Annotated in this window: 24 protein-coding genes and 1 tRNA gene; 10 read left to right on the forward strand and 15 right to left on the reverse strand. The window is 69.2% G+C overall.

The features are described 5' to 3' along the window. Positions 1 to 98 precede the first annotated feature (98 nt). Positions 99 to 1076 carry a redoxin family protein gene (locus tag FHX45_RS15830; protein ID WP_167101988.1) on the reverse strand — a complete coding sequence of 326 codons (978 nt, stop codon included), beginning with the start codon at positions 1074 to 1076 and terminating at the stop codon, positions 99 to 101. A gap of 134 nt (positions 1077 to 1210) precedes the next feature. Here FHX45_RS15830 and FHX45_RS15835 point away from each other — a divergent pair, with 134 nt between their 5' ends. Then, positions 1211 to 1579, forward strand: coding sequence for a hypothetical protein (locus FHX45_RS15835; RefSeq protein ID WP_167101991.1), 369 nt, complete (start codon positions 1211 to 1213; stop codon positions 1577 to 1579). Between the two features lie 13 nt (positions 1580 to 1592). On the opposite strand, the gene FHX45_RS15840 is transcribed toward FHX45_RS15835, so the two are convergent. After that, positions 1593 to 1787, reverse strand: a complete 195-nt coding sequence (locus FHX45_RS15840; protein ID WP_167101993.1) for a hypothetical protein — start codon at positions 1785 to 1787, stop codon at positions 1593 to 1595. A 178-nt stretch (positions 1788 to 1965) separates the two neighbouring features. On the opposite strand from FHX45_RS15840, the gene FHX45_RS15845 reads away from it, so the two are divergent. After that, positions 1966 to 2523: a dihydrofolate reductase family protein gene (locus FHX45_RS15845; protein WP_167101996.1), complete on the forward strand. Its 558-nt coding sequence runs from the start codon at positions 1966 to 1968 to the stop codon at positions 2521 to 2523. A 101-nt stretch (positions 2524 to 2624) separates the two neighbouring features. Here the strand turns inward: FHX45_RS15845 and FHX45_RS15850 are convergent, their stop codons facing one another. The 11 genes from FHX45_RS15850 to dnaA form a co-directional block, all read right to left on the reverse strand. Continuing rightward, positions 2625 to 3224: a GNAT family N-acetyltransferase gene (locus tag FHX45_RS15850; RefSeq protein ID WP_341771483.1), complete on the reverse strand. Its 600-nt coding sequence runs from the start codon at positions 3222 to 3224 to the stop codon at positions 2625 to 2627. Further along, positions 3221 to 4270 (reverse strand): ribosome small subunit-dependent GTPase A, encoded by a 1050-nt coding sequence (rsgA, locus tag FHX45_RS15855; protein ID WP_341771484.1) that lies wholly within the window; start codon positions 4268 to 4270, stop codon positions 3221 to 3223. The genes FHX45_RS15850 and rsgA overlap by 4 nt, the downstream gene beginning before the upstream one ends. Before the next feature lie 361 nt (positions 4271 to 4631). Beyond that, a tRNA-Ile gene (locus FHX45_RS15860) sits at positions 4632 to 4708 on the reverse strand. 30 nt (positions 4709 to 4738) lie between these two features. Next, a complete protein-coding gene (locus FHX45_RS15865) occupies positions 4739 to 5455 on the reverse strand; it encodes a DUF3566 domain-containing protein (protein ID WP_167102002.1) in 717 nt (238 codons plus the stop codon). Next, positions 5456 to 7972: a DNA gyrase subunit A gene (gene gyrA, locus FHX45_RS15870; protein WP_167102005.1), complete on the reverse strand. Its 2517-nt coding sequence runs from the start codon at positions 7970 to 7972 to the stop codon at positions 5456 to 5458. A 44-nt stretch (positions 7973 to 8016) separates the two neighbouring features. Beyond that, entirely contained in the window at positions 8017 to 9984 is a 1968-nt protein-coding gene (gene gyrB / locus FHX45_RS15875) for a DNA topoisomerase (ATP-hydrolyzing) subunit B (protein ID WP_167102008.1), read from the reverse strand. Between the two features lie 177 nt (positions 9985 to 10161). Further along, positions 10162 to 10722, reverse strand: a complete 561-nt coding sequence (locus FHX45_RS15880) for a DciA family protein (protein WP_167102011.1) — start codon at positions 10720 to 10722, stop codon at positions 10162 to 10164. Between the two features lie 151 nt (positions 10723 to 10873). Next, the gene (gene recF / locus FHX45_RS15885; RefSeq protein WP_167102015.1) at positions 10874 to 12031 is read right to left on the reverse strand and encodes a DNA replication/repair protein RecF; all 1158 of its coding nucleotides are present in this window, start codon (positions 12029 to 12031) and stop codon (positions 10874 to 10876) included. Between the two features lie 10 nt (positions 12032 to 12041). Beyond that, on the reverse strand, positions 12042 to 12932 hold the full coding sequence (gene gnd / locus FHX45_RS15890; RefSeq protein ID WP_167102018.1) for a phosphogluconate dehydrogenase (NAD(+)-dependent, decarboxylating): 891 nt from the start codon (positions 12930 to 12932) through the stop codon (positions 12042 to 12044). A 35-nt stretch (positions 12933 to 12967) separates the two neighbouring features. After that, positions 12968 to 14101, reverse strand: coding sequence for a DNA polymerase III subunit beta (gene dnaN, locus FHX45_RS15895; RefSeq protein WP_167102022.1), 1134 nt, complete (start codon positions 14099 to 14101; stop codon positions 12968 to 12970). 1294 nt (positions 14102 to 15395) lie between these two features. Next, on the reverse strand, positions 15396 to 17048 hold the full coding sequence (gene dnaA / locus FHX45_RS15900) for a chromosomal replication initiator protein DnaA (protein WP_167102024.1): 1653 nt from the start codon (positions 17046 to 17048) through the stop codon (positions 15396 to 15398). Between the two features lie 521 nt (positions 17049 to 17569). On the opposite strand from dnaA, the gene rpmH reads away from it, so the two are divergent. The 8 genes from rpmH (at position 17570) to FHX45_RS15940 (ending at position 22975) form a co-directional block, all read left to right on the forward strand. Next, positions 17570 to 17713, forward strand: coding sequence for a 50S ribosomal protein L34 (rpmH, locus tag FHX45_RS15905; protein WP_017985946.1), 144 nt, complete (start codon positions 17570 to 17572; stop codon positions 17711 to 17713). Between the two features lie 22 nt (positions 17714 to 17735). Further along, positions 17736 to 18152 carry a ribonuclease P protein component gene (gene rnpA, locus FHX45_RS15910; RefSeq protein WP_167102027.1) on the forward strand — a complete coding sequence of 139 codons (417 nt, stop codon included), beginning with the start codon at positions 17736 to 17738 and terminating at the stop codon, positions 18150 to 18152. Beyond that, positions 18149 to 18457: a membrane protein insertion efficiency factor YidD gene (yidD, locus tag FHX45_RS15915; protein ID WP_167102030.1), complete on the forward strand. Its 309-nt coding sequence runs from the start codon at positions 18149 to 18151 to the stop codon at positions 18455 to 18457. The genes rnpA and yidD overlap by 4 nt, the downstream gene beginning before the upstream one ends. Before the next feature lie 4 nt (positions 18458 to 18461). After that, a complete protein-coding gene (gene yidC, locus FHX45_RS15920; protein WP_167102033.1) occupies positions 18462 to 19562 on the forward strand; it encodes a membrane protein insertase YidC in 1101 nt (366 codons plus the stop codon). A 30-nt stretch (positions 19563 to 19592) separates the two neighbouring features. Next, positions 19593 to 20129, forward strand: a complete 537-nt coding sequence (locus FHX45_RS15925; protein ID WP_167102036.1) for a Jag family protein — start codon at positions 19593 to 19595, stop codon at positions 20127 to 20129. A 192-nt stretch (positions 20130 to 20321) separates the two neighbouring features. Next, complete coding sequence (gene rsmG, locus FHX45_RS15930; RefSeq protein WP_167102039.1) at positions 20322 to 20978, forward strand: 16S rRNA (guanine(527)-N(7))-methyltransferase RsmG; 657 nt, start codon at positions 20322 to 20324, stop codon at positions 20976 to 20978. 102 nt (positions 20979 to 21080) lie between these two features. Beyond that, entirely contained in the window at positions 21081 to 21983 is a 903-nt protein-coding gene (locus FHX45_RS15935; RefSeq protein WP_167102042.1) for a ParA family protein, read from the forward strand. Beyond that, positions 21980 to 22975, forward strand: a complete 996-nt coding sequence (locus FHX45_RS15940; RefSeq protein WP_167102045.1) for a ParB/RepB/Spo0J family partition protein — start codon at positions 21980 to 21982, stop codon at positions 22973 to 22975. Before FHX45_RS15935 ends, FHX45_RS15940 begins: the two co-directional genes overlap by 4 nt. Positions 22976 to 23064: 89 nt before the next feature. Here the strand turns inward: FHX45_RS15940 and FHX45_RS15945 are convergent, their stop codons facing one another. Together FHX45_RS15945 and FHX45_RS15950 are read right to left on the reverse strand one after the other, a co-directional pair. Then, positions 23065 to 24015 carry a D-alanine--D-alanine ligase gene (locus FHX45_RS15945; protein WP_167102048.1) on the reverse strand — a complete coding sequence of 317 codons (951 nt, stop codon included), beginning with the start codon at positions 24013 to 24015 and terminating at the stop codon, positions 23065 to 23067. Positions 24016 to 24061: 46 nt separating this feature from the next. Further along, the gene (locus FHX45_RS15950; protein WP_167102051.1) at positions 24062 to 25375 is read right to left on the reverse strand and encodes an aminotransferase-like domain-containing protein; all 1314 of its coding nucleotides are present in this window, start codon (positions 25373 to 25375) and stop codon (positions 24062 to 24064) included. Positions 25376 to 25463: the final 88 nt, after the last annotated feature.

Raw genomic sequence — 25463 nt, forward strand, 5'->3', positions numbered from 1 at the left:
CACGCTCCCCTTGGTCGGTGGTCCGTAGGACCCTAACCAGCGGAATCGGGTTTCGTGACCCCTCTCGTTACCAGCGTCACCGTGACGGAACGCCCGAATCACCCGGCGAGAGGCGAAGCCTGCCGGGGGTTGTCCCGCAGCCAGCTCAGCACCTGGCTCGCGTGCTCGCCGGGCGGGAAGATCGGGTAGAAGACGTGCTCGATCACGCCGTCGCGGATGATCAGCGTCAGCCGCTTGTAGAGCGTCATCCCACCGGCCTCGAAGGTGGGCAGGTCGAGCGCGCGGGCCAGGCTCCGGTCCGGATCGGACAGCATCGGGAACGGCAGGTGGAGCCGTTCGACGACCTCACGCTGGTATTCGCTGTCCTGAGTGGACAAGCCGAACACGGCGACCGCGCCGGCGGCCAGCAGGTCCTGGTGGTGGTCACGGAATCCGCAGGCCTCGGGGGTGCAGCCGCGCGCTCCCGGGATCGCGTCCCAGCCCTCGGGCAGGTCGACACCCGGCCGGCCGGTGAGCGGGTAGATGTAGACCACCGTGCGGCCGGCCCCGAGCTCGTCGAGGCGGATCGTCTCGCCGCCGGTGCCGAGCAGTGCCAGCTCCGGCAGCTTCATCCCGGGCAGGTGGGCGGCCGCACCGTCGTCTTCGGGCACGGGCAGGTCAGCCGGCAGGTTCGTGTAGTCGGTCATCAGGTCCATCCCTTCGTCGGCTGGTGAGACGCCGCTGTTGCGGTGCGCGGCCACCTGCAGATGCGCGATCAGCTTCGCCCGGCGGGCCGTGAGCCCCTCGATCCGCTGTGTGAGCTCACGGATCGCGTCCCGATAGCCCGCCAGCGACGCCGGGCAGTCGTCCCCGTGCGTGTGGCCGGCCACCAGGCACTCGAGGAACGGGCGGGTGCGCTCCACCGGGATTCCGAGACTGCTGAGCGCGCGGATCTCCTGCGCCAGCCGGACGTCGTGCTCGTCGTAGTCCCGGTAGCCGTTTGCCCGTCGCGCGGGCGTGAGCAATCCCAGCGATTCGTAGTACCGCACCGCTTTGGTCGTGACACCCGCCCGCCGCGCCAGCTCACCGATCTGCATGCCTCTCACCTCCGCGAACTTAAACCTTGCCCTAAAGGGCAGGGTCAAGTCGCGTCGAGGGGCGGCAACCCGCCTTCCCCGGGGTGTCCATCCGGTTAGGGTGGGGCGGTGAGCGTCCGACCGGGCTGCACTCCGTGATCAGCTGGGGTGTGATCGGCTACGGGGCTCTGCTGTCGGCGATCGTGGCGGCCGTCCTGCTGGTCGCCACCACCCGGCGGCAGCGGCTTCCCGTCGCGATCACCGGTGCACTGGCCGCGGCGGCGGGTCCGCTGGCGTGGAACTCCATCCTGCGTGCCACCCGCGGCGTCAGCTTCTTCACCGACGCACCGATCACGGTGTTCCCCGTGAGCTGGCAGGACACCGGCTCCGCGGTGTTCACCCTCGCCGTGGGCTTCCTCGCGCTGTCACTCGGCCCCCTGCGCACCAGTCCCGCCGTTCGCGTGGTCACCCCCGCGGCACTGGCTGCGCTCGCCGCGCTCCTGGTCGATGTCTACCTGTATTGAGCGAACGGCATTCTCAACCGCCCCGCTGCTCGTCGAGGGCGACGAGCTGCTTCGACAGCCGCACGCCCTCCATGATGTCCGGCGCATCCAGCGGCGCACCCGCCGACGACTTGAGCGCCGCATCCTGACGGAGTCGCGCCAGAGCCTTCTCGCCGTCCGTCAGCCAATCCAGGACGTTCCTGGGCCGGGCAGGTGACTGGTTGGTCATCGCGAGTCTCCCTTCACGCGAAAGCCGGTCCGGAGCTTCCCCCTCCAGACCGGCATGCCCGCGATACTAGAACACGTGTTCGACGAACACAAGTTCGAAGGGTTTTCATCGCCACGGAAGGCTGCCACCATCACCAGGATCGAGCTCGCGGCGGGGGAAGAACGGATGGAGGCGCGGGATGCGGAAGTTGATTCTGGGTTTTTACGTGTCGCTCGACGGCAAGAGCGCTGACGGCGACAACGGGATCCGGGACGTCATGATGAGCATCGACGACCCCGAGCAGGAGGAGTACTTCGTCGACCGGCTGTGGGAAGCCGGCGCCTTCCTCATGGGCCGGAACACCTACGAGATCATGGCCGGTTACTGGCCCAACGCGGATCACCCGTCCGCCAAGGCGATGAACGAGATCCCCAAGGTCGTGTTCTCCCGCACGCTGAAGTCGGCCGACGACTGGCCCGAGACCCGGATCGCCAGCGGCGACACGGCAGCGGAGATCGCCAAGCTCAAGGCCGAGCCCGGCAAGGACCTCGTCGCCGCCGGCGGCACCCGGTTCATGCACTCGCTGATCAAGCTCGGTGTGGTCGACGAGTACCGGTTGTGGGTGCTCCCCGCCGTCACGGGCAAGGGCGCGCCGCTGTTCCCCGAGCTGGACGAGGCGGTGAAGCTGCGCCTGGTGAAGAGCACCGCCTTCCCGTCCGGAATCCTCGAACTGGTGTACACGCCGGCGGAGAAGTAGGGCCCCAGCGAGCGCCGCACGGTCACGGCGGCGCGGAGGCGAGGGACCGGCTGGGACCTGCGGCGCCCCGGAGTGATGAGTCCGGGACGCCGCAGGCGGGATCAGACGCCGAACGCGGCGGGGTACCGGATGGTGCCCGCCGGGATGGCGCGGGTGTCGTCCAGGGCCATGGCCATCATCGCCTCGTCAGGGACTTCGAAGGGGGCTCGGATGCCGAAGCGGGAAGCCGGCGTGAAGCCGAACCTCGGGTAGTAGGTGGCGTGCCCCAGGACGGTAACGAGGTTTTCCCCCACGGCTCGGGCAGCGGCCAAGGCGGCGCGGATGGCCGCGGAGCCGGCACCACCTCGCTGGGCTGACGGCAGTACCGCGCACGGGCCCAGAGTGAGGGCGGGATGGCCGTCGACGTGGCAGCGGGTGAGCAGCGCATACCCCACCGGGGTGCCGTCGGGGGCTGCGGTGACGATCGACAGGCCGTCGATCCACGCATCCAGGTCGGCGCGCAGGGCGTCGACGATCGCGGCCTCAGCGGCGGTGGGAAAGGCCGCGAGGACGATTTCCCGGATGGCGGGGATGTCGTCGGCGGTTTCGGGGCGGGCGATCCAGGTGGTCATGGTTCCGTTCGCAGTGGTGGAGTAGGGGTGGAGGTGGGCCGCGTCCAGGTCGGTGCCAGGAGCGTGGTCGGGCATGCCGGTGTCGTTCATTGCTGGCGCTCCCGGAACTGGTACGTGGCACGCAGGTGCCGCGTGATGTCCTTCTTCGCCGCCTCGCGGTCGGCGCGCAGCTGGGCGTCGGTGCGGGAAGCGGCGTAGGCGTTCTCCCTCAACAGCTGGCGGTAGCTGTCCAGACGGCGCTGCGGAACCTTGCCTGCCGCGACTGCGGCCAGCACCGCACAGCCGGGTTCGCTCACGTGTGCGCAGTCCGTGAACCGGCAGCTCTGTGCGAGGTCTTCGATCTCGGCGAAGGTCTGCTCCAGCCCGTCCTGGGCGTCGTGCAGGCCGATCGCGCGCAGACCAGGGGTGTCCAGGAGGACCCCGCCGCCGGGCAGCGGAACCAACTCCCGCCATGCGGTCGTGTGCCGCCCCTTGCCGTCCACGTCGCGCACGGCGCCCGTCGCCAGCCGGTCCTCGCCCAGCAGCTGGTTGCCCAGCGTGGACTTACCCGCTCCGGAAGGGCCCAGGAGCACGATGGTGCCGTTCAGGACGGTCCTCAGGGCTGCCAGACCCAGCCCGGTCACCGCGCTGGTGACCACAACCTCGGCGCCTGGTGCCACTTCGGACACCTCGGCCGCGGCCAGCTGCACGTCGGCGCACTGATCGGCCTTGGTGAGCACCACGACCGGCTGGGCGCCGCTCTCCCAGGCCAGGGCGAGCATGCGTTCGGTCCTGCCGTGCTTCAGCGCGGTGCCCAGCGACACCGTCACCACGACCGTGTCGATGTTGGCGGCCAGGACCTGGCCACGGGAGGTCCGCGACGCGGTGGATCGCACCAGGGCGGTGCGGCGTTCCAGCACCGCGTGCAGCACCGGCCCGTGCGTGGTGGTGGCCGGATGCAGGGCAGCCCAGTCACCGGCGCACGGCGGCGACAACGGACCCCCGGCGGTACCGGGGATCTCCGCACGGACGAATCCGGCGTCGGTGACCGCTTCGCACGAGCCCCGTTCGGATCGCACGATGCGGGCCGGCACCAGTCCGGCATCGCGATGAGGCGCGAAGGCGTGCTCGCGCGCCTCGTCCCAGCCGTAATCCACCAGGGAGTACGACTGAGCATGGTGAGAAGTGAAGTGAGACAACGTAGAGACCCTTGGGTAGGGAACCCCGCTGAACGCGAAGCCCGGCCCCATGAGCCGTCGAGCTCAGGATGGGGTGGACGTCAGGTCAGACCGGGGTCCGGGACGTGAGGATGTTCCGGCGTGCACTGCACACGGCAGCGCCGTTCACGGCGGACATCAACTCACCTCCCTCTGGTCTCACAGACAACCCGGCTATGTCTACACGACCAACCCGGACATGTCCAACTCCCGCGCCGGACGAGGCCGAAGCTGGGCCGGTAGCCGCCCAGAATGACGCTCAGCCCCCGTTTCCCCTGGTGGGGAGACGGGGGCTGACCTGTGGTGGGCCCAGGAGGACTTGAACCTCCGACCTCTTCGTTATCAGCGAAGCGCTCTAACCGCCTGAGCTATGGGCCCTCGAACGGAGAGAAGACTACAACACGCCTTCTACTCGCGTTCCGACAGGGTCACCTCAAGGCCGCCGGCCAGGTCGGCGGACACGTTGTAGATGAACGCGCTCACCGTGGCCAGCGCGGAGAGCAGCACGATGTTGATCGCGCCGAGGATGGCCGCGATGCCGAACACCCGGCCGGCGCTGATGAGCGACTCGCTGGTCGCGCCGGCGCCCTCGCCGGACACCAGGGACGAGTACGTGCCGTTCAGCTTGTCCCACACGCCCATGCCGTCGAGCACCGTGTAGAGCACCCCGACGGCGACCAGCCACACGAAGAACAAGGCGACCCCGAGCACCAGCGACAGCTTCAGCACCGACCACGGGTCGAACCGCTTGATCTGCAGGCTCGCCCGTCGTGGGCCGCGGCCGGGCCGGCGCAGCGCGCTCGGCGCCGAACGGCCCTTGGTGCCGGCACTGGCCACGCTCACCGTCTCCTGCCCCCTCAACCCGGACAACGCGTCGTCGTGCGTCGCGGGGTTGCCGAACAGTCCCTGCGCCGCCGACCCGGTGACGACGGGCTGGTCGTCACCGTTCGAGTACAGCACAGTTTTCTCGGCCTGGCCTTCCGGCGACCATCCGTCGCGGTAGCCGCCGCCCGGCTGCTCGGTGGTCGTGCTCTGACCGGCGTCGCGGCTCAGCCGCTGCCAGGGTGGCGTACCCGCGTCGCCGCTTCGCGCACCGTGCTGTTCGGGGTTCTCCGGTGTCGTCACTTAGCTCTCTTCCGAGACGGGTTCGGTTCCTCCGTTGCCTTCACCATTACCGACGCCCGAGGGCTCGTCGGCGTTGCGCGCCACGGCGAGAAGGGTCGTGCCCTCGCCGAGGTTGATCAGCCGCACACCCTTGGTCTGCCGGCCCGCCTTGCGCACCTGGTCCGCCGGCGTGCGGATGACCCCGCCACTGGAGGTGATGGCGTAGAGCTCGTCGTCGGCGTCGACGATGAGCGCCCCCACCAGCCTGCCACGTTTGCGGTCGTGCTGGATGGTCAGCACACCCTTGCCGCCGCGGCCCTGCACCGGGTAGTCCTCGATGGGCGTGCGCTTTGAGTAGCCGCCGTCGGTGGCGACCAGCAGGAACTTGTCCGGCTTGACCACGTTGAGGGCGAGCAGCTCGTCACCGTCGTTGAACCGCATGCCGAGCACGCCGGAGGTGGCCCGGCCCATCGGCCGCAGCGTCTCGTCGGTGGCGTGGAAGCGGATCGACTGGCCCTCCGCCGACACCAGCAGCAGGTCGTCCTCCGGCCCGGCGAGGACGGCGCCGACCAGCTCGTCGCCCTCACGCAGGTTGATGCCGATCAGCCCGCCGGAGCGGTTGGAGTCGAACTCGCTCAGCCGCGTCTTCTTGACCAGGCCCTTCTTGGTGGCGAGCACCAGGTACGGCGCGACCTCGTAGTTCGGGATCTCGATGATCTGCGCGATCGTCTCGTCCGGCTGGAACGCGAGCAGGTTCGCCACGTGCTGGCCGCGCGCGGCGCGGTTCGCCTCGGGCAGTTCGTACGCCTTGGCGCGGTACACGCGGCCCTTGTTGGTGAAGAACAGGATCCAGTCGTGCGTCGAGCAGACGAAGAAGTGCTGGACGATGTCGTCCTGCTTCAGCTGCGCCCCCTGCACGCCCTTGCCGCCGCGGCGCTGGGACCGGTACAGGTCGGTCTTGGTGCGCTTCGCGTAGCCGGTGCGCGTGATGGTGACCACCACGTCCTCGACCGCGATCAGGTCCTCGACCGACACCTCGCCGTCGAACGGGATGATCTGGGTGCGCCGGTCGTCGCCGAACTTGTCGACGATCTCGGTCAGCTCGTCCTTGACGATCTGCCGCTGGCGCTCCGGCTTGTCCAGGATGTCCTGCAGGTCGGCGATCTTCAGCTCGATCTCGGCCAGCTCGTCGACGATCTTCTGGCGTTCCAGGGCAGCCAGGCGGCGCAGCTGCATGTCCAGGATCGCGGTGGCCTGGATCTCGTCGATGTCCAGCAGCTCGATCAGGCCGGTGCGGGCCTCGTCGACGGTGGGCGACCGCCGGATCAGGGCGATCACCTCGTCCAGCTGGTCCAGGGCCTTGACCAGGCCGCGCAGGATGTGGGCGCGTTCCTCGGCCTTGCGCAGGCGGAAGCGGGTCCGCCGGACGATGACCTCGATCTGGTGCTTGACGTAGTGCCGGACGACCTGGTCCAGCCGCAGGGTCCGCGGCACGCCGTCGACCAGGGCCAGCATGTTGACGCCGAAGTTGTACTGGAGCTGCGTGTGCTTGTAGAGGTTGTTCAGCACGACCTTGGCGACCGCGTCCCGCTTGAGCGTGACCACGATCCGCATGCCGCGGCGGCTGTTGGACTCGTCGGCGATGTCCGCGATGCCGGTCAGCTTGCCGTCGCGCACCAGGCTGGCGATGTTCTCCACCAGGTTGTCCGGGTTGACCTGGTAGGGCAGCTCGGTGACGACGAGTGTCGTGCGGCCCCGCGTGTCCTCCTCGACCTCCACCACCGCGCGCATCCGGATCGAGCCGCGGCCGGTGCGGTACGCCTCCTCGATGCCGGAGGTGCCGAGGATCAGGCCCTTCGTGGGGAAGTCCGGGCCCTTGATCCGCTGCATCAGCGCGGCGAGCGTCTCGTCGTCGCCGGCTTCCCAGTTGTCCAGCGCCCAGACCACGCCCTCGGCGACCTCGCGCAGGTTGTGCGGCGGGATGTTGGTCGCCATGCCGACCGCGATACCCGAGGTGCCGTTGACCAGCAGGTTCGGGATCCGCGCCGGCAGGACGTCCGGCTCCTGCGTGCGGCCGTCGTAGTTCGGCGAGAAGTCGACGGTCTCTTCCTCGATGTCCCGCAGCATCTCCATGGCGAGCGGGTCGAGGCGCGACTCGGTGTACCGCATGGCCGCCGCGGGGTCGTTGCCCGGCGAGCCGAAGTTGCCCTGGCCGTCGATCAGCGGGTACCGCATCGACCAGGGCTGGGCCAGGCGCACGAGCGCGTCGTAGATCGCCGAGTCGCCGTGCGGGTGGTAGTTGCCCATCACGTCGCCGACCACGCGCGAGCACTTGTTGTACCCGCGGTCCGGCCGGAAACCGGAGTCGTACATGGAGTACAGCACGCGGCGGTGCACCGGCTTGAGGCCGTCACGCACGTCCGGCAGCGCCCGCGACACGATCACGCTCATCGCGTACTCGATGTAGGAGCGCTGCATCTCCTGCTGGATGTCGACCGGCTCGGTGCGGTCGTGTTCCGGCGGCATGGTTTCCGTCATGAGGTCCTTCTACTGACGAACGGGCAAGGGGCGGCGGGGGTGCGCTACACGTCGAGGAAGCGGACGTCCTTGGCGTTGCGGGTGATGAACGATCGCCGGGCTTCGACGTCCTCGCCCATCAGAACGCTGAACAGCTCGTCCGCGGCGGCCGCGTCGTCCAGCGTGACCTGCAGCAGCAGCCGGCGGGACGGGTCCATCGTGGTCTCCCACAGCTCCTCGGCGTTCATCTCGCCGAGACCCTTGTACCGCTGGATCGCGTCGTCCTTCGGCAGCTTGCGACCGGCCTCGGCGCCGGCGGCGATCAGGCCGTCGCGCTCCTTGTCCGAGTACGCGTACTCCGGTTCCGACCGCGGCCACTTGATCTTGTACAGCGGCGGCTGCGCGAGGTAGACGTGGCCGTGCTCGATCAGCGGACGCATGAACCGGAACAGCAGCGTCAGCAGCAGCGTGCGGATGTGCTGGCCGTCGACGTCGGCGTCGGCCATCAGCACGATCTTGTGGTAACGCAGCTTCGAGATGTCGAAGTCGTCGTGGATGCCGGTGCCCAGGGCCGTGATCAGCGACTGGACCTCGTTGTTCTTGAGCACCCGGTCGATCCGGGCCTTCTCCACGTTGATGATCTTGCCGCGGATCGGCAGGATCGCCTGGAACCGCGACTCCCGCCCCTCCTTGGCCGACCCGCCCGCGGAGTCACCCTCCACGATGTAGAGCTCGCACTCCTCCGGGTTGGTCGACTGGCAGTCCTTGAGCTTGCCGGGCAGGCCGCCGATCTCCAGCGCGCCCTTGCGGCGGACCAGGTCGCGCGCCCGGCGAGCCGCCATCCGCGCCTGCGCGCTGGACAGCGCCTTGTTGATGATCGTCTTGGCCTCGGTCGGGTTGCGCTCGAACCAGTCGGACAACCACTCGTTGGTCTTGGACTGGACGAACGACTTGGCCTCGCTGTTGCCCAGCTTGGTCTTGGTCTGGCCCTCGAACTGCGGCTCGGCCAGCTTGATCGAGATGATCGCGGTGAGGCCCTCGCGCACGTCGTCGCCGGAGAGGTTCTCGTCCTTGTCCTTGAGGAGTTTCTTGTCCCGCGCGTAGGCGTTGACCACCCGGGTCAGCGCGGCGCGGAAGCCCTCCTCGTGGGTCCCACCCTCATGGGTGTTGATCGTGTTGGCGAAGGTGTGCACCGAGGGCGTGAACGAGTTGTTCCACTGCATCGCGACCTCGACCTCGAGGCCGTCGCCCTTGGCGTCGAAGCAAATGATGCTCGAGTGGATCGGGTCCTTCGAGCCGTTGATGTGCTTGACGAAGTCCTCGAGCCCGCCCGGGTAGTGGTAGACGCGGTCCTTGACCCGCGCCTGCTTGCCGTCGGCGTCGGCCTCGGTCTCCTCCTCGGTGACCCGCTCGTCGCGCAACGTGATGCTCAGGCCGCGGTTCAGGAAGGCCATCTCCTGCAGCCGCCGCGACACCGTCTCGGCGTTGTACGTGGTGGTCTCGAAGATGTCCGGGTCGGCCCAGAACGTGGTGCAGGTGCCGGTGCCCTCGGCGTGGCCGAGCTCCTCCAGCGGGCCGGGCTTGGAGTGGTCGTAGTGCTGCCGCCACCGCTTGCCGTCGCGGCTGACCTCGACGTCGAGCGCCGCGGACAGGGCGTTCACCACGGAGACGCCGACGCCGTGCAGGCCGCCCGACACCGCGTAGCTCTCGCTGTCGAACTTGCCACCGGCGTGCAGCACGGTGTGCACGATCTCCAGCGTCGACTTCTTGTGGACCGGGTGCTCCTCGACGGGGATGCCGCGGCCGTCGTCGACGACGCGGACACCGCCGTCGGGCAGGAGGGTGACCTCGACCTTGGTGGCGTAGCCGGCCATGGCCTCGTCGACCGAGTTGTCCACGACCTCCCAGATCAGGTGGTGCAGGCCACGTTCGCCGGTCGAGCCGATGTACATACCGGGTCGCTTGCGGACCGCCTCGAGACCCTCGAGCACCGTGATGGAGGACGCGTTGTAGTCGTTCTGCTGAGCTGCCACGGGCCTGCTTTCTCCTCAGTCTTGCCCAAGGGACTCCCCACTCGGGTTCATTCTACTTGCCAAGCTCCGCTGACATGCGGCAAGGACACCCCTGATTTCGTCACAGAGGCGCGAACGCGAGTGCGGACGGGTCCGGCGCTATCCGGCAGGGGTCGGACGGCGGTACGGCGCGCTCAGTCACCCATAGGTGTCGCGTGGCCCGCGGCCGGGTACGTGCCGCGCGCCCTTGCGCCAGCTCGGGGCGGTCGGACCGTGGATCCGCATCCGCTTGACCACGCCGTGACCGACGCCCGCCGCGATCTTGGCGATGAGCTGACCCTGCAGCAGGCGCAGCTGCGTGGCCCACGCCGTCGAGCTGGCCCGGACCGACAGCTCGCCGTCCTTGAGCGCGACGGGCTGGGCGTGCTCGGCGACGTCCTCACCGACGAGCCGCGCCCACTCGCCGAAGACGCGGCTGCTGGTCACTCGCTCCTGCCAGCCGCGTTCGGAGACCAGCCGGTTCACCAGCCGGCCCAGCGGCTGGGGGTCACGGGCGTCCGGGCCCGGGCCCGACCAGCGGCGGCGGCGCGGGTTCTGGCCGCCGAGCTCGATCTTGCGGCGGCCCGGCTCGGTGCCCCGGGTGTCCGCCTTGGCGCGTGCGGCAGCCAGGGCGGCGCGGACGAGGTCACGCCCGGTAGGGTTCCCGTTCGGCTCAGCCGGAAGATCACCTTCCGTGTCCGATCCACTCGTCTGAGGCATCTGCACTGGTTCTGACTCGGTCGAAGATCGCCCATTCGGCCGCTTGGTCACTCCCGGCGATAACGCGTTCACCGTGTTATCCACACTATCCACAGACTTGTCCCCAGATCGGTGGGTAACTGGTGTGCTCCCGGTCACTCCGCGTCGATTGTCAGGCACGTTTCACTTCCCCGTCGGCGACGGTGAACCGGATTCCGTCCAGTTCCGCGGGCACGTCCTCGTCCACCGCCGCGGTGACCAGCACCTGTTCGGCACCCGCGGCCACCTCCGCCAGCCGCGATCGGCGCCGCCGGTCGAGCTCGGCGAAGACGTCGTCGAGCAGGAGCACCGGTTCCCCCGCTTCCCGTCGCAGCAGCTCGTAGGAGGCCAGCCGCAACGCGAGCGCGAACGACCAGGATTCCCCATGGCTCGCGTAGCCCTTCGCCGGGGCCTCCCCCAGCACGATTTCCAGCTCGTCGCGGTGCGGACCAACCAGGCTGATCCCCCGTTCCAGCTCCTGCTGGCGCACCTGCGCCATCGCCGCGGTGAGGATACCGCTCAGCACCTCCGGTTCGGCCCGCTTGCCGTCCGGCACCCCGTAGCCCTCGGGCAGCGCCGCCCCCAGGCTGGAGCGGTAGGCGATCCGCGCCGGCCGCGAGTCCGGCGCCACCCCCGCGTAGGCGGCGGTGGTGTGCGGTCCGAGGTCGGCCACCAGGTCCAGCCGCGCCGCGAGCAGCTGCGCACCGACCTCCGCCAGGTGGTTGTCCCACACCTCGAGGGTGGACAACGCGTACGGGTCGTCGCGCGCGCTCCCCTTCTTCTTGCCCGCCGTCTTCAACAGTGCGTTGCGCTGCTTGAGGACCCGCTCGTAGTCGGCCCGCACCCCGGCGTACCGGGGCGCGCGCTGCACCAGCAGCTCGTCCATGAACCGGCGGCGTTCACCGGGGTCGCCGCGCACGAGCGCCAGGTCCTCGGGGGAGAACAGCACCGTGCGCAGGATCCCGAGGATGTCGCGCGGCTTGCCCACCGCACCCCGGTTGACCCGGGCGCGGTTGGCCCGGCCGGGGTTGATCTCCAGCTCGACGGTCAGCTCGCGGTCGTCGTTGACCACGGCCGCCCGCACGAGGGCCCGCTCACACCCGTGGCGCACCAGCGGGGCGTCGGTGGCGACCCGGTGCGAACCCAGGGTCGCCAGGTAACCGAGGGCCTCCAGCAGGTTGGTCTTCCCGCGGCCGTTCTGGCCGACGAGCACCGTCGGCCCCGGGGTGAGCGGCAGGTCCGCGTGATCCCACGAACGGAAGTCGGTGACCTGCAAGTGCCGTACGTGCACGGCGGAGTGCCTACTCGCCGGCCTTCTTCACGGCGTGCCCGCCGAACTGGTTGCGCAACGCGGCCACCGCCCGCATCGCGGCCGAGTCCTTCCGCCGCGAGGCGAACCGCGCGAACAGCGCGGCCGAGATGACCGGCGCGGGCACCGCGTGGTTGATGGCTTCCTCCAGGGTCCACCGGCCCTCGCCGGAGTCCTCGACGTAACCCTCGAGGTCGTCCAGCTCCGGATCCTCGTCCAGCGCGCGGACCAGCAGATCGAGCAGCCAGGACCGGACCACGGTGCCGCGCTGCCAGCCCTTGATCACGGCCGGCACGTCCTCGACGACCTTCGCGGCCTCGAGCAGCTCGAAACCTTCGGCGTAGGCCTGCATCAGGCCGTACTCGATGCCGTTGTGGACCATCTTCGCGTAGTGGCCCGCCCCGACCGAGCCCGCGTGCGAAAAGCCCTCCTCACGCGGGCCGTCCGGGCGCAGCGCGTCGAAGATCGGCATCGCGCGCTCGACGAGTTCCTTGTCACCGCCGACCATCAGGCCGTAGCCGTTGTCCTTGCCCCACACGCCGCCGGAGACACCGCAGTCCAGGTAGCCGATGCCCTTGGCGGAGAGCACCTCGGCGTTGTGCTTGTCGTCGGTGAACCGCGAGTTGCCGCCGTCGATCACCAGGTCACCCTCGGCGAGCAGGTCACCGAGTTCCGCGACGGTGTCCCGGGTCGGTCCACCGGCCGGTACCATCACCCAGACCATCCGCGGAGCGTCCAGTTTGGACACCATGTCGGCGAGCGAGGACGAGTCCGAGACCGCCTCGTTGCGGTCGTAACCGACCACCTCGTGCCCGGCGGCGCGCAGCCGCTCGCGCATGTTGAAGCCCATCCGGCCGAGGCCGACCAGTCCCAGCTGAACCATGGAACTCCCCTTCGTGCGTGCTTCTTCCGTCGCGGTCAGCCGGGTAGGCGGACCGGCATCAGTAGATAGAGGTAACCAGGAACGACCTGGCCCTGCTCATCGGCCGGCTTGATCAAAGCCGGCCGGTTCGGGGTGGTGAAGGTCAGCTCGGCCCGGTCGTGGTGCAGCGCACCGAGACCGTCGACGAGGTAACCCGGGTTGAACGCGATCGTCACCGGCTCGCCCTCGTACTCCACCGGCAGCTCCTCTTCGGCGCTGCCCTCGTCGTCGCCGCCGGCCGACAGGCGCAGCGAGTTGTCCCCGAACTCCAGCCGCACCTGGGTACCCCGCTCGGCAACCAGCGACACACGTTTGATCGCCTCCGAGAGCGGGGACACCTCGATCACCGCGCGGGAGGAGTGCTGGTTCGGGAGGAGCTGCCGGTATGGCGGGAACTCGGCGTCGAGCAGCCGGGTGGTCGTGTAGCGGCCGTTGCCGGACAGACCGAGCAGGCCCTCGCCGCTGGCGAGCCCGACGGACACCTTGTTGCCCGCGGTGCCGAGCGACTTGGCCGCCTCCGCGAGGGTGCGGGCCGGGACCAGGACCGCGGCATCTGCCAGTCCTTCGGCCGGCTCCCACGCGAACTCGCGCATCGCGAGCCGGAAGCGGTCGGTGGCGACGAGGGTGAGCGAGTTGCCGGAGATCTCCAGCCGCATGCCGGTGAGCATGGGCAGGGTGTCGTCCTTGCCCGCGGCGACGGCGACCTGGGTGACGGCCTGGCCGAACGCCTCGCCGGCGACCTCGCCGGCGAACGTCGGCTGGGCGGGCAGCTGCGGGTAGTCCTCGACCGGCATGGTCGGCAGGCTGAACCGGGCGCTGCCACAGGTGATGGAGGCGCGGGAGCCGTCGACCGAGATCTCGACCGGCTGGGCCGGGAGCGCTTTGGTGATGTCGGCGAGTAGCCGTCCGGACACGAGCAGCCGCCCGCCGTCGGCGATCGTCGCCGGGACGCCGACCGTCGCGGAGACCTCGTAGTCGAAGCCGGAGACGGTGAGCGCGTCGGTGGAGCCGTCCGATCCGGCGTCGAGGAGGACACCGCCCAGGACCGGGACCGGTGGCCTCGACGGCAGGCTGCGTGCCACCCACGCGACGGCGTCCGCGAGCCCGTCGCGCTCGACGCGGATCTTCATGTGCCCATCCTTTCGACAGCCGAGCCCCTCATCGCGGCCCGAGAAGATCGACAAACGTCCCCGGGCAGGCCGCGAGCGATGCGCTGACCAGGGATCTCGCAGTGTGGTGTGGCCCGGTGCCGATGTCGCCAACGACGAGCGGGCTGGGTGTGGATACCCACGTTAGAACGTGAGCGGCACCGCCGTCACTCGGGGCAGTCGATTGATTTGTCGACAAGACGACCTTGGTCGGAGCTTTGTCCCCATGTCCACAGCCCCCTGTTTTCCCTCGGAGAGATTTCTTGAGAAGAACCAAGGGCAGTGACAGTAATAGGGGCTGTGGATTCTGGGGACTACTGCCGTCGTCGCAGGTCCGCTCGCGCGGCGGCCTGTGGACAGCTGGGGAAGACTTCCGTGGATAGTTTCGGCCGTCCGTGGACAACTTCCGACCCTCCCCAAATGATCCACAGTTGTCCCCAGCTGTCCACAGATCTGTCCCCAGTTGTGGGGATGTTCGTCCCCATGGCCGCGCACAGACGCGGTCGCCGCAGAACCAACCTCGTGGGTGACCGCTCGCGCGGCATCGATGCGTTGTCGTTACGGGGATCACAGATTCCGCGCCGTTGCGCGTCCTGCCGCGGCCATACTCGCTGTCACACAAGCGATTCCGGCCCGCTCGGCGAACGGCAGCCGCTCGCCGAGCACCACCGCATCGCGCCGCCGAATCCGGCCGGCAGCAAGGTAGGGCGGCACACCGCGGTGGTTATGCGGAACGGCAGCGCGATCACCGCGGCGAGCGTGAGCCTCGATCCATCCGGGACACTCGCGTCGGCTTTCCGGCTCGGCACCAGGTACTCCCGTGGCCCGGGGGACGGCGCGTCCGCCCGGCCGTGCTCGGCCTGCTGCGGATCCGCTGTTTCGCCGGCAGTAAGAGAAGGGACAGCGCCGACTCCCACGAGCTGTTTCTCGCCACGGAGGCCGATATCGCCGTCGTGCTGCTGGTCCCGGACGCTCCGTCCGTCGAGGACGCGCGCTGCACGCAGTCACCGCCCCTGGACGACCCGCAGGATCTCCTTGTCCCGACTGGACATTCCCGGACGCGGCAGGACACAGCAGGACGCAGCAGGACACGGCGGAACTCGCCGACGCCGCGCGCGAGCCGTGGATCGGCACACCGCGTCACAACGCCGTGGATCGCGGACGAAGCCAAGGAGTGGTTCGCGTTGTCCGCGCTCGTAGCCGCCGGGGTGCGGATTGCCTTACGCTGCAACCACTTCCGTCGCGGCGCATCCTCGAGCGGTGTGCGCGGAAGGGGCTACTGACGGGCCCGCTGTTTGATGCGTGCGGTCAGCTCCTGCACCTGGTCGTAGATCCGCCGGCGCTCGGCCATCTCCTTGCGGATCTTCTTGTCCGCGTGCATCACGGTGGTGTGGTCGCGGCCGCCGAAAGTCTGCCCGATCTTCGGCAGCGACATGTCGGTCAGCTCACGGCACAGGTACATCGCGATCTGCCGCGCCGTGGCAAGCGCTTTCGTCTTGCCCGGGCCGCACAGGTCGTCGACCGTGACGTCGAAGAACTCCGCTGTGGTCGCCATGATCGTCGGTGCGCTGATCTCCGGCGCCTGCGAGTCCGGGATCAGATCGCGTAACACGATCTCCGCGAGCCCGACGTCCACCGGCTGCTGGTTGAGCGACGCGAACGCGGTGACGCGGATGAGAGCGCCTTCCAGCTCACGGATGTTCGCCTCGACCCGCGAGGCGATGAACTCCAGCACGTCGCCCGGCACGGCGAGCCGGTCCTGGGCCGCCTTCTTGCGGAGGATCGCGATCCGCGTCTCCAGTTCCGGCGGCTGGATGTCGGTGATCAGGCCCCACTCGAACCGCGTCCGCAGCCGGTCCTCCAGGGTTTCCAGCCGCTTCGGCGGCCGGTCCGAGGACACCACGATCTGCTTGTTCGAGTTGTGCAGGGTGTTGAAGGTGTGGAAGAACTCCTCCTGAGTACCTTCCTTGCCCTCCAGGAACTGGATGTCGTCCACCAGCAGGATGTCGATGTCCCGGTAGCGCCGCTGGAACGCGACCTTCCGGTCGTCGCGCAGTGAGTTGATGAAGTCGTTGGTGAACTCTTCGGTCGAGACGTACCGCACGCGCATGCCCGGGAACAGCCGCTGCGCGTAGTGCCCCACCGCGTGCAACAGGTGCGTCTTGCCCAGACCGGACTCGCCCCAGATGAACAAGGGGTTGTAGGCGCGGGACGGCGCCTCGGCCACGGCGAACGCGGCCGCGTGCGCGAACCGGTTGGACGCACCGATGACGAAGGTGTCGAACGTGTACTTCTCGTTGAGCCGGGTCTTCGACGTCTCGGGCTGCGCGGGGGCGGTGTAGGGCTGACCGGCGCTCGGCTGGCCGGAGAACATCGGCCAGATCTCGTGCGCGGCGGCGAGCGCCTCGCCCTCTTCGTCGACTTCCTCGTCACCGTCGTCCTCGGGGAGGACGGGTTTCACCGGTTCCGGCTGGTGGGGACGTGCGCGGCGCAACGCGGGCAGCATGCCGTCGTCGAGCGGGGGCATCTTCGGCGGCAGCACCGGCACCTCGGTGGCGGCCACCGGAGTTGGTTCGGCCACCGGCGGGCGGCCGGGTGACGGGTAGGGCGCCGGCGGGCCGGCCGGCGCTGGATAGGGCACCGGCGGCGGCGGGGGCGGGCTGACCTCGGCGGTGTCCACCTTCACGGCCAGTGAGACGGGACGGCCGAGGCGGCGCGACAGGGCGTGCGTGATCGGGTCCCGCAGGGCGCGCTCGATGGCTTCCTTGGCGAAATCACTCGGAGCGGCGAGCAGGGCCGTGCCGTCGAGCAGACCGATCGGGCGGGTGACGCGCATCCAGGCCCGCTGCTGCGGCGACAGCGTTCCGTCCGACAGCTCCCGGACCACCTGGTCCCAGACCACGCCCAGATTCAACTGGTGCTCGGACACCGACCTCGTCCCCTCCCCTCGTCACCCGCCGACGACCCACCGAACCCGAAAACCACCCCAGACGGGTAGTTGGCGCACCCTGTCGGCCCCACGCGGCCCCCTCGTGGTCACCGCGCGCAGCAAGTATCCACAGAGTTGTCCACAACTGTGCACTAAATGTACGGCGACCCGCAGTCACTCCACCTGCGGGTGCGAACCTACGCCAGCCAGAGCCTCCACACCTTCCGACGGCGGCGCCGAGCACCTCGACGGGTGACTCAAGAGGAAGACACGCTAACAAAGCTCCGCGCCGTCCCACAAGACACCGTAGGAGCCAGGATTCCATGCCTCACGCCGCGTCGCCACTCGGTACCCCCCGGTGTTTCGCGGGGGCCGGTTGCCGCGGCCCGGAGCGGGGTGCGTACTCTCGATAGGTCTCCCGCGCGCGACGGGTTCATTCGCATGCGCGCGATACGAGACACCCCGAGCCCCTCCGGTGGTTCCAGCGTGCCGCCGGAGTATGTCGAGACCAGGAGTTAGCAGTGAGCAAGGGTAAGCGCACCTTCCAGCCGAACAACCGTCGACGCGCCCGGACCCACGGCTTCCGGCTGCGGATGCGTACTCGTGCCGGCCGCGCCATCCTGTCGGCCCGCCGTCGCAAGGGCCGCGAGAAGCTGTCCGCCTGATCGCGCCCTGCCGAGGCGCGTAGTGCTGCCCCGTGCCGCCCGGTTGCGGCGCAGTGAGGACTTCCGCGAAGTCATGCGCAGGGGTGCTCGGGCAGGCCGGCGTCGCCTCGTGGTGCACGCGGTCCACTCCACCGACCCGTCCGCGGGAACGCCGCGGACGGGTTTTGTGGTGAGCAAGGCCGTCGGCAACTCCGTGGTCCGGCACCGCGTGACCCGGCGCCTGCGGCATCTCGTCCTGCGACACCTCGGAACCCTGCCGCCCGGCAGTTCGTTGGTCGTGCGGGCCCTGCCGCCGGCGGCCACCGCGTCCAGTGCCGAACTCGGTGCCGACCTCGACGCGGCGCTGAAACGGCTGAGCCTGCTCCCGGGCCGCCCGTCGGACGGCTCGGCGACACCCCCGGCCCAAGACGGCCGCGGACACGAGGGGCCACGCCGGTGAAGGACACCAGCACGGATGAACCGCAGCAGGTCGAGCACCCCGGGCCGGTCGCCCGGATCCTGCTGCTCCCACTGCGGTTCTACCGTCGCTTCATCTCGCCCTACCTCCCGCCGAGCTGTCGCTTCTACCCCAGCTGCAGCACGTACGCGGTCGAGGCCCTGACTCGTTTCGGCGCCGCGAAGGGCAGCTACCTCGCCCTGCGGCGCCTGTTGCGCTGCGGCCCGTGGACCATGCCCGGCCGCGACCCGGTGCCCGAGGTGTTCTCCTGGCGCCACCGCCGACCTGGTTTGTCAACCGAGGAGTAGCTCAGTGCTCGACTTCATCTACTACCCCGTGTCCTTCATCCTGTGGTGTTGGCACAAGGTCTTCGGGTTCGTCTTCGGAGCCGACAACGCGATCGCCTGGATCCTGGCGATCATCTTCCTGACGTTCACGGTCCGCGGCATCATGTTCAAGCCGTTCGTGAACCAGGTCCGGTCGATGAAGAAGATGCAGGAGTTCGCGCCGGAACTGAAGAAGATCCAGAAGAAGTACGCGAACGACCGGCAGCGTCAGGCTGCGGAGATGCAGAAGCTCCAGAAGGAGCACGGCGTCAACCCGCTCGGCAGCTGTCTGCCGATGCTGCTGCAGATCCCCGTGTTCATCGGTCTGAACTGGGTGCTGCGCGCGTTCTCGATCAACCCGAACCCGGGCCAGCCGAAGACCGAGAACTACTTCTTCAACCAGCAGGGCGTCGAGTCCTACGTCAACGCGAAGCTGTTCGGCGTCAACATCGGCGAGGCGATCCACAACACCACCATGCTCGGCGGTGTCAATGGCGGCTGGCACTGGAGCGTCGCGCCGGTCGCGATCCCGCTGATGATCCTGGCGTCGATCCTGACCCACCTCACGGCGCGGCACTCGGCGCAGCGACAGAACCTGAACCCCGATTCGCTGACGCCGCAGACCGCGATGATGCAGAAGCTGACGATGTACATCTTCCCGCTGGGTGTGCTCGTGTTCGGTGCGTTCTTCCCGATCGGTCTGCTCTTCTACTGGCTGGCCAACAACGGCTGGACCCTGATGCAGCAGCGCCTGGTCTACACGCGGATCGACAAGGAAGAGGCGGAGAAGAAGGCCGAGGCGACCGAGAAGCGCAACGCGCTCGCTCCGCGTCCGGGTGCGAAGCCCAAGCCGGGTCAGAAGCCGGTGCAGCAGCCGAAGACGACCGCGGAGGACGCCGCGGCCGGTGACGGTCAGGCGGAGGAGCGGTCAGCGGGGCAGGGCAAGCCGGGCTCCAAGGCCGGCTCGCCGCACCGCTTCCCGCAGCAGGGATCACGCCCGCAGAACGGCGCCGGACAGAAGCGCAAGAAGCCGTCGCAGGGCAGCAAGAACTCAGGACAGAAGGGCTCGGGGCAGAAGCGCCGCTGAGCGCTGGGAGCCCGGTGAAAGGAGATGACGATGGCGGAGACGATCGAAACGATCGACGCCGACGACGAAGCGCCCGCAGCCGAGGAGACGAGCTCGTCGTCGGAGGACCTGCTGGTCCGCGAGGGTGACATCGCCGGTGACTACCTCGAGCGGCTGCTGGATCTGCTCGACTACGACGGGGACATCGACCTCGACGTGGAGAGTGGCCGGGCGATCGTGAGCATCGACGGCGGCGACGACCTGGAGAAGCTCGTGGGTGGACGCGGTCAGGTGCTCGAGGCGCTGCAGGAGCTGACGCGGCTCGCGGTGCAGCAGGAGACTGGCACCCGCAGCCGGCTGATGCTGGACATCGCGGGCTGGCGTGCGGGCCGCCGGGCCGAACTGACCGAGCTGGGTCGCACCACCGCCGAGACGGTGAAGGAGACCGGCGAGAAGGTCCGGCTGCAGCCGATGAGCCCGTTCGAGCGGAAGGTCGTCCACGACGCGGTCGCGGCCGTGGGCGGCGTCAAGAGTGAGAGCGAGGGCGAGGAGCCCAAGCGGCGAGTCGTGGTGATGCCGGACGCGTAGGCGTTCGGTGCACACGGAGGCGGCCCACTTCGGTGGGCCGCCTTTTTGTTGCCCCCGCTCCCGGCGCTCCCCCTCCGGCGAGTTTCACGTGAAACCGACCGCAGTTCCGGTCCCGCCTCCCCGTGATGATGTTCGCGTCGTGGAGAATCGGGGGCATTGTCGTTTCACGTGAAACCCGGATTGGGGTGGCGAGTGGTTCCGGTGCCCGAGGTGGCGGGACGAGTGTTCGGTGACGGCCTCGAGCAGGCCGTCGAGTTCGCGGGGATGCTCGAGCGGTACGGGGTCGAACGTGGCCTCATCGGTCCCCGCGAGGTGGAGCGGTTGTGGGACCGGCACCTCCTCAACTCCGCGGTCATCGGCGAACGCATCGAGACCGGGTCGAGGGTGATTGACGTCGGCTCCGGGGCCGGCTTCCCCGGAGTGCCGCTCGCGATCGCCCGGCCGGATCTGGACGTCGTGCTCGTCGAGCCGATGGCGCGGCGCGCCGACTGGCTGAACGAGGTCGTCGCGGCCCTCGATCTGGACGTGGTCGTCGAGCGCGGGCGAGCCGAGGAGAAGGTGCTCCGCAAGCGCACCGGGACCGCCGATGTGGTCACTTCCCGGGCGGTCGCTCCCCTGGCCCGCCTGGTGGCCTGGTGCCTCCCCTTGGTCCGCGAGGGTGGCATGATGCTCGCAGTCAAGGGAGCTAGCGCCCAGGACGAAATCGCTCGTGACGCGGCGGCGGTCGCCCGCGTCGGTGGGGGTGCTCCAGCGGTCTTCGAATGCGGCGTCGGTGTGCTCGAAACGCCGACGACCGTCGTGCGGGTGGAGCGCGTACGCAGTGTGCACGGCCGACGGCGCGCTGGATGACAGGATGGCGTACTGGAGGGCTTGTGGAGGCCAGATCAGCATGAAGCGACCCGTGTTCCACGTGAAACCAGCAGTGTCGATTGCGGAAAGGTGGCTCGGCCGGTGACCCCGCCTGCGTCAGACTGGACCCCCATAGCCGAAGAAGCCGTGCGCGCCGCCCGCGTGCTGCACCCGGACCCGAACTCCCTCCCCCGGCCCGACCGGCGTCGCATCCTGACCGTCGCCAACCAGAAGGGTGGTGTCGGGAAGACGACCAGTACGGTGAACCTCGCCGCGGCCCTCGCCGTCCACGGTCTCAAGACCCTCGTCATCGACCTCGACCCGCAGGGCAACGCCAGCACCGCGCTCAACGTGGACCACCGCTCCGGCACCCCCTCCATCTACGACGTGCTCCTCGGCGATCTCCCACTCGGGGAGGCGATGGCGGTCAGCGAGCAGTCGCCGAACCTGTTCTGCGTGCCCGCGACCATCGACCTCGCCGGCGCCGAGATCGAGCTCGTCGAGATACCGTCCCGCGAGTCGCGGCTCAAGGAAGCTCTCGCCGGTGACGTGGTCGACCAACTCGGCATGGACTACGTCTTCATCGACTGCCCGCCCTCGCTCGGGCTGCTCACGGTGAATGCGATGGTCGCCGCCCGCGAGGTCCTCATCCCGATCCAGTGCGAGTACTACGCGCTCGAAGGGCTCGGCCAGCTGCTCAGCAACATCGATCTGGTGCGGCGGCACCTCAACCCTGCCCTCGTCGTCTCGACGATCCTCCTCACCATGTACGACGGCCGCACGAAGCTGGCCGATCAGGTGACTGCCGAGGTGCGCGAGCACTTCGGTGACGTCGTCCTGAAGACCGTCATCCCCCGCAACGTGAAGGTGTCCGAGGCGCCCAGTTACGGCCAGACCGTGCTGGCGTACGACCCGGGTTCGCGGGGTGCGATGAGCTATGTCGATGCGGCACGGGAGCTGGCCGAGCGCGGAACCGGTATCGGAACGAGGAGGGGCATGTTATGACCGAGCGCAGGGGTGGACTGGGGCGCGGCCTGGCCGCGCTGATCCCGACCGGGCCGCCGGCGGGCGAGAGCGCCGCTTCGTCGCGTCCGGAGACACCGCCGCGTAACGGCGACAAGGACTGGTTCACCGCCAACAGCGAGGTCGTACCGGGCGGTGAGGTGGCAGGCGCCGTCTACCGCGAGATCCCGACCAGCGCGGTCAAACCGAACCCCAGGCAGCCACGGCAGGTCTTCGACGAGGACGCGCTAGCCGAGCTGGAGCACTCCATCCGTGAGTTCGGCCTCATGCAGCCGATCGTGGTGCGGGAGCTGGGCAACGGCGAGTACGAGCTCGTCATGGGCGAGCGCCGTCTGCGTGCCTCGCAGCGGGCCGAGCTCGAGTACATCCCGGCCATCGTGCGGCAGACCGCCGACGAGGCGATGCTGCGTGACGCCTTGCTGGAGAACATCCACCGCGTCCAGCTGAACCCGCTCGAAGAGGCGGCCGCCTACCAGCAGCTCCTCGACGAGTTCGAGGTGACGCACGAGGAGCTGGCCTCGCGGATCGGTCGCAGCCGGCCGGTCATCACCAACACCATCCGCTTGCTCAAGCTCCCCCTCCCCGTGCAGCGCCGCGTCGCGGCTGGGGTGTTGTCGGCCGGACACGCCCGCGCATTGCTCTCGCTGGAGGACCCCGAGGCGCAGGAGGAGCTCGCCACGCGGATCGTGGCCGAAGGTCTGTCGGTCCGGGCGACCGAGGAGGCGGTGACCCTCAAGAAGAGCGAGGCGCCGGCGAAGCCGAAGGCCGCTCCCCGCAAGCCGTTGCAGGCTCCCGGTCTGCAGGATCTGGCGAACCGGCTGTCGGACACCTTCGACACGCGGGTCAAGGTCGACCTCGGCCGTCGCAAGGGGCGCATCGTCGTCGAGTTCGGCTCGATCGACGACCTGGAGCGCATCGTGGCGATCATGGAACCGAATCGGGCAAATCGGGCGGTCAGAACCGATGAGGAATGACACCGGGACGTTTCGTCACGGTGATGATTTGATCTAGCACCAGTGCGGGCCGCCCTCCGGGCGGAAGGCGGCCCGCGGTGGTTCCGGGACTAGGCGGACCGTCGGATCGCTCGTGCGACGAGATCGGCGAAGACCTCACCCAACGACGTGCCGGCGGTCTCGATCGCCATCGGCACCGTCGAGGTCTCGGTCAATCCCGGCGAGGAGTTCACCTCCAGGAACTGGACGGTGCCGTCGGCGCACACGATCGCGTCCGTGCGGGAGATGTCCCGCAGGCCGAGCAACCGGTGCGCGGCGACGGCCAGCTCACCGACCGCCTTCGCGGACTCCTCCCCCAGCCGGGCCGGGGCGAAGAAGTCGGTCAGCCCGGCGGTGTAGCGCGAGGTGTAGTCGTAGACCCCGCTCTCCGGCACGATCTCGACCGCCGGCAGGGCCTCCGGCTCGCCGTCCCGCTCGACGACCGCGACCGCCACCTCTACACCTTCGACGAGCCGTTCGGCCAGCACGGTCTCGCCGTAGGCGAAGCACCCGACCATCGCGGCCGGGAGCTCGGCGGCGTCCCGCACGACCTGGGCGCCCAGCGCCGATCCGCCTTGGTCGGGCTTGAGGATCAGTGGCAGGCCCAGGTGGTCGACGATCGCGTCCAGCACGCCCTGCGCGCCCAGCTCGCGGAACGTGCTGTGCGGCAGCACGACCCAGTCCGGTGTCGCGTACCCGGCGGCGGACAACACGGCCTTCGCGGTCGGCTTGTCCCACGCCCGGCGGCACCCGTGTGAGCTGGTGCCCACGTACGGCACCCGCAGCATCTCCAGAACGGTCTGCACCGACCCGTTCTCACCCTGGCCGCCGTGCAGCGCCACGACGGCCGCGTCGGGCCGGTCGGAGCGCAACCGGTCGAGCAGGCTCGCGTCGGTGTCCCACTCCTCGACGGTCAGGCCCTGCTCCCGCAGCGCGGCGGACAGCCTGCGGCCGGACCGCAGCGAGACATCGCGCTCATGCGAAAGCCCGCCCGCGAGAACGGCGACGGTCGGCATAACCACGCCGGCACTCTCCTCAATCAGCAGTCTACTGTGGACACAACAGCGATCAGGCGGTGTCCGGCGACGGAGTCTCCGGCCCTGGGATCGCGCGCATGTGCACGTTACCGAACGTCCGCATCAGGTCCATTTCGGACTCGAGCACGGCGGCGAGGCGCCGCACGCCCTCCTTGATCCGCTCCGGCGTCGGGTAGCAGTACGACAGCCGCATCTGCCTGCTGCCGAACCCGTCCGCGTAGAAACCGGTTCCGGACGCGTAGGCAACCCGGGCGGTGACCGCGCGCGGCAGCATGGCCTTGGTATCCACGCCCTCAGGCACCGTCACCCAGACGTAGAACCCGCCGTCCGGGTTCGTCCAGCTGCACCCCGGCGGAAGGTACTGCTCGAGGGCGGACAGCATCGCGTCCCGCCGCTCCCGGTAGTTCTCGCGGAAGGTCTTGATCTGGCCCTTCCAGTCGTGCGTGGCGAGGTACCGCGACACGATCATCTGGTTGAAGGTCGGCGGGCACAGCGTGGCCGACTCCGCGGCCAGCACCATCTTCTCGCGCACCGCGTGCGGGGCCAGGACCCAGCCGACCCGCAGCCCGGAGGCGAACGTCTTGGAGAACGAGCCCAGGTACACCACGTTGTCCGGATCCAGCGAGCGCAGCGCCGGGTAGGTCTGGCCGTCGAAACCGAGCAACCCGTACGGGTTGTCCTCGACGACCAGCACACCGTGCGCGCGGCAGATCGCGAGGATCTCGGCCCGGCGCTCCACCGCGAGCGTCACGCCGGCCGGGTTGTGGAAGTTCGGGATCGTGTAGAGAAACTTGACGCGCTCACCGGCGCGCTCGGCGGCGGCGAGGGCCTCCCGCAGCGCCTCCGGCACCAGCCCCGCCTCGTCCATCACGACGTGCACGACCCTGGCCTGGTAGGCGGCGAACGAGCCGAGCGCCCCCACGTAGGAGGGTCCCTCGGCCAGCACGACGTCACCCGGGTCGCAGAACAGCCGGGTGACCATGTCGAGGCCCATCTGCGAGCCGACGGTCACCACGATGTCGTCGGAGTGCGCGGCGATGCCCTCCATCGCCATGACCTCGCAGATCTGCTCCCGCAGCACCGGCATGCCCTGCGCGGAGCCGTACTGGAGGGCGACCAGGCCGTCCTCCGCGATGATCTCGCCGACCTGCGTGGACAGGCTGTCCAGCGGAAGCGCGGCGAGGTTCGGCATCCCACCGGCGAGCGAAACCACCTCGGGCCGGCTGGCGACCGCGAAGAGAGCTCGGATCTCCGACGCCGTCATGCCGGCCGTGCGGGCGGCGTAACGGGCGAGGTGGGGATCGAGGTCGCGGCGGCCGGTGTGCTCGGGTGGGTTCGTCGTCATCGCACTTCGCTCTGTCGAATGGGCAGTTTCCCGAGTGTAACCACTCGTCCTTGTGATATTCCCGGCCTTTCGGCGTGGGTCACAGGCG

Origin of the sequence: Amycolatopsis granulosa, from assembly GCF_011758745.1 — a bacterium.
GTDB classification, from domain to species: Bacteria; Actinomycetota; Actinomycetes; order Mycobacteriales; family Pseudonocardiaceae; genus Amycolatopsis_E; species Amycolatopsis_E granulosa.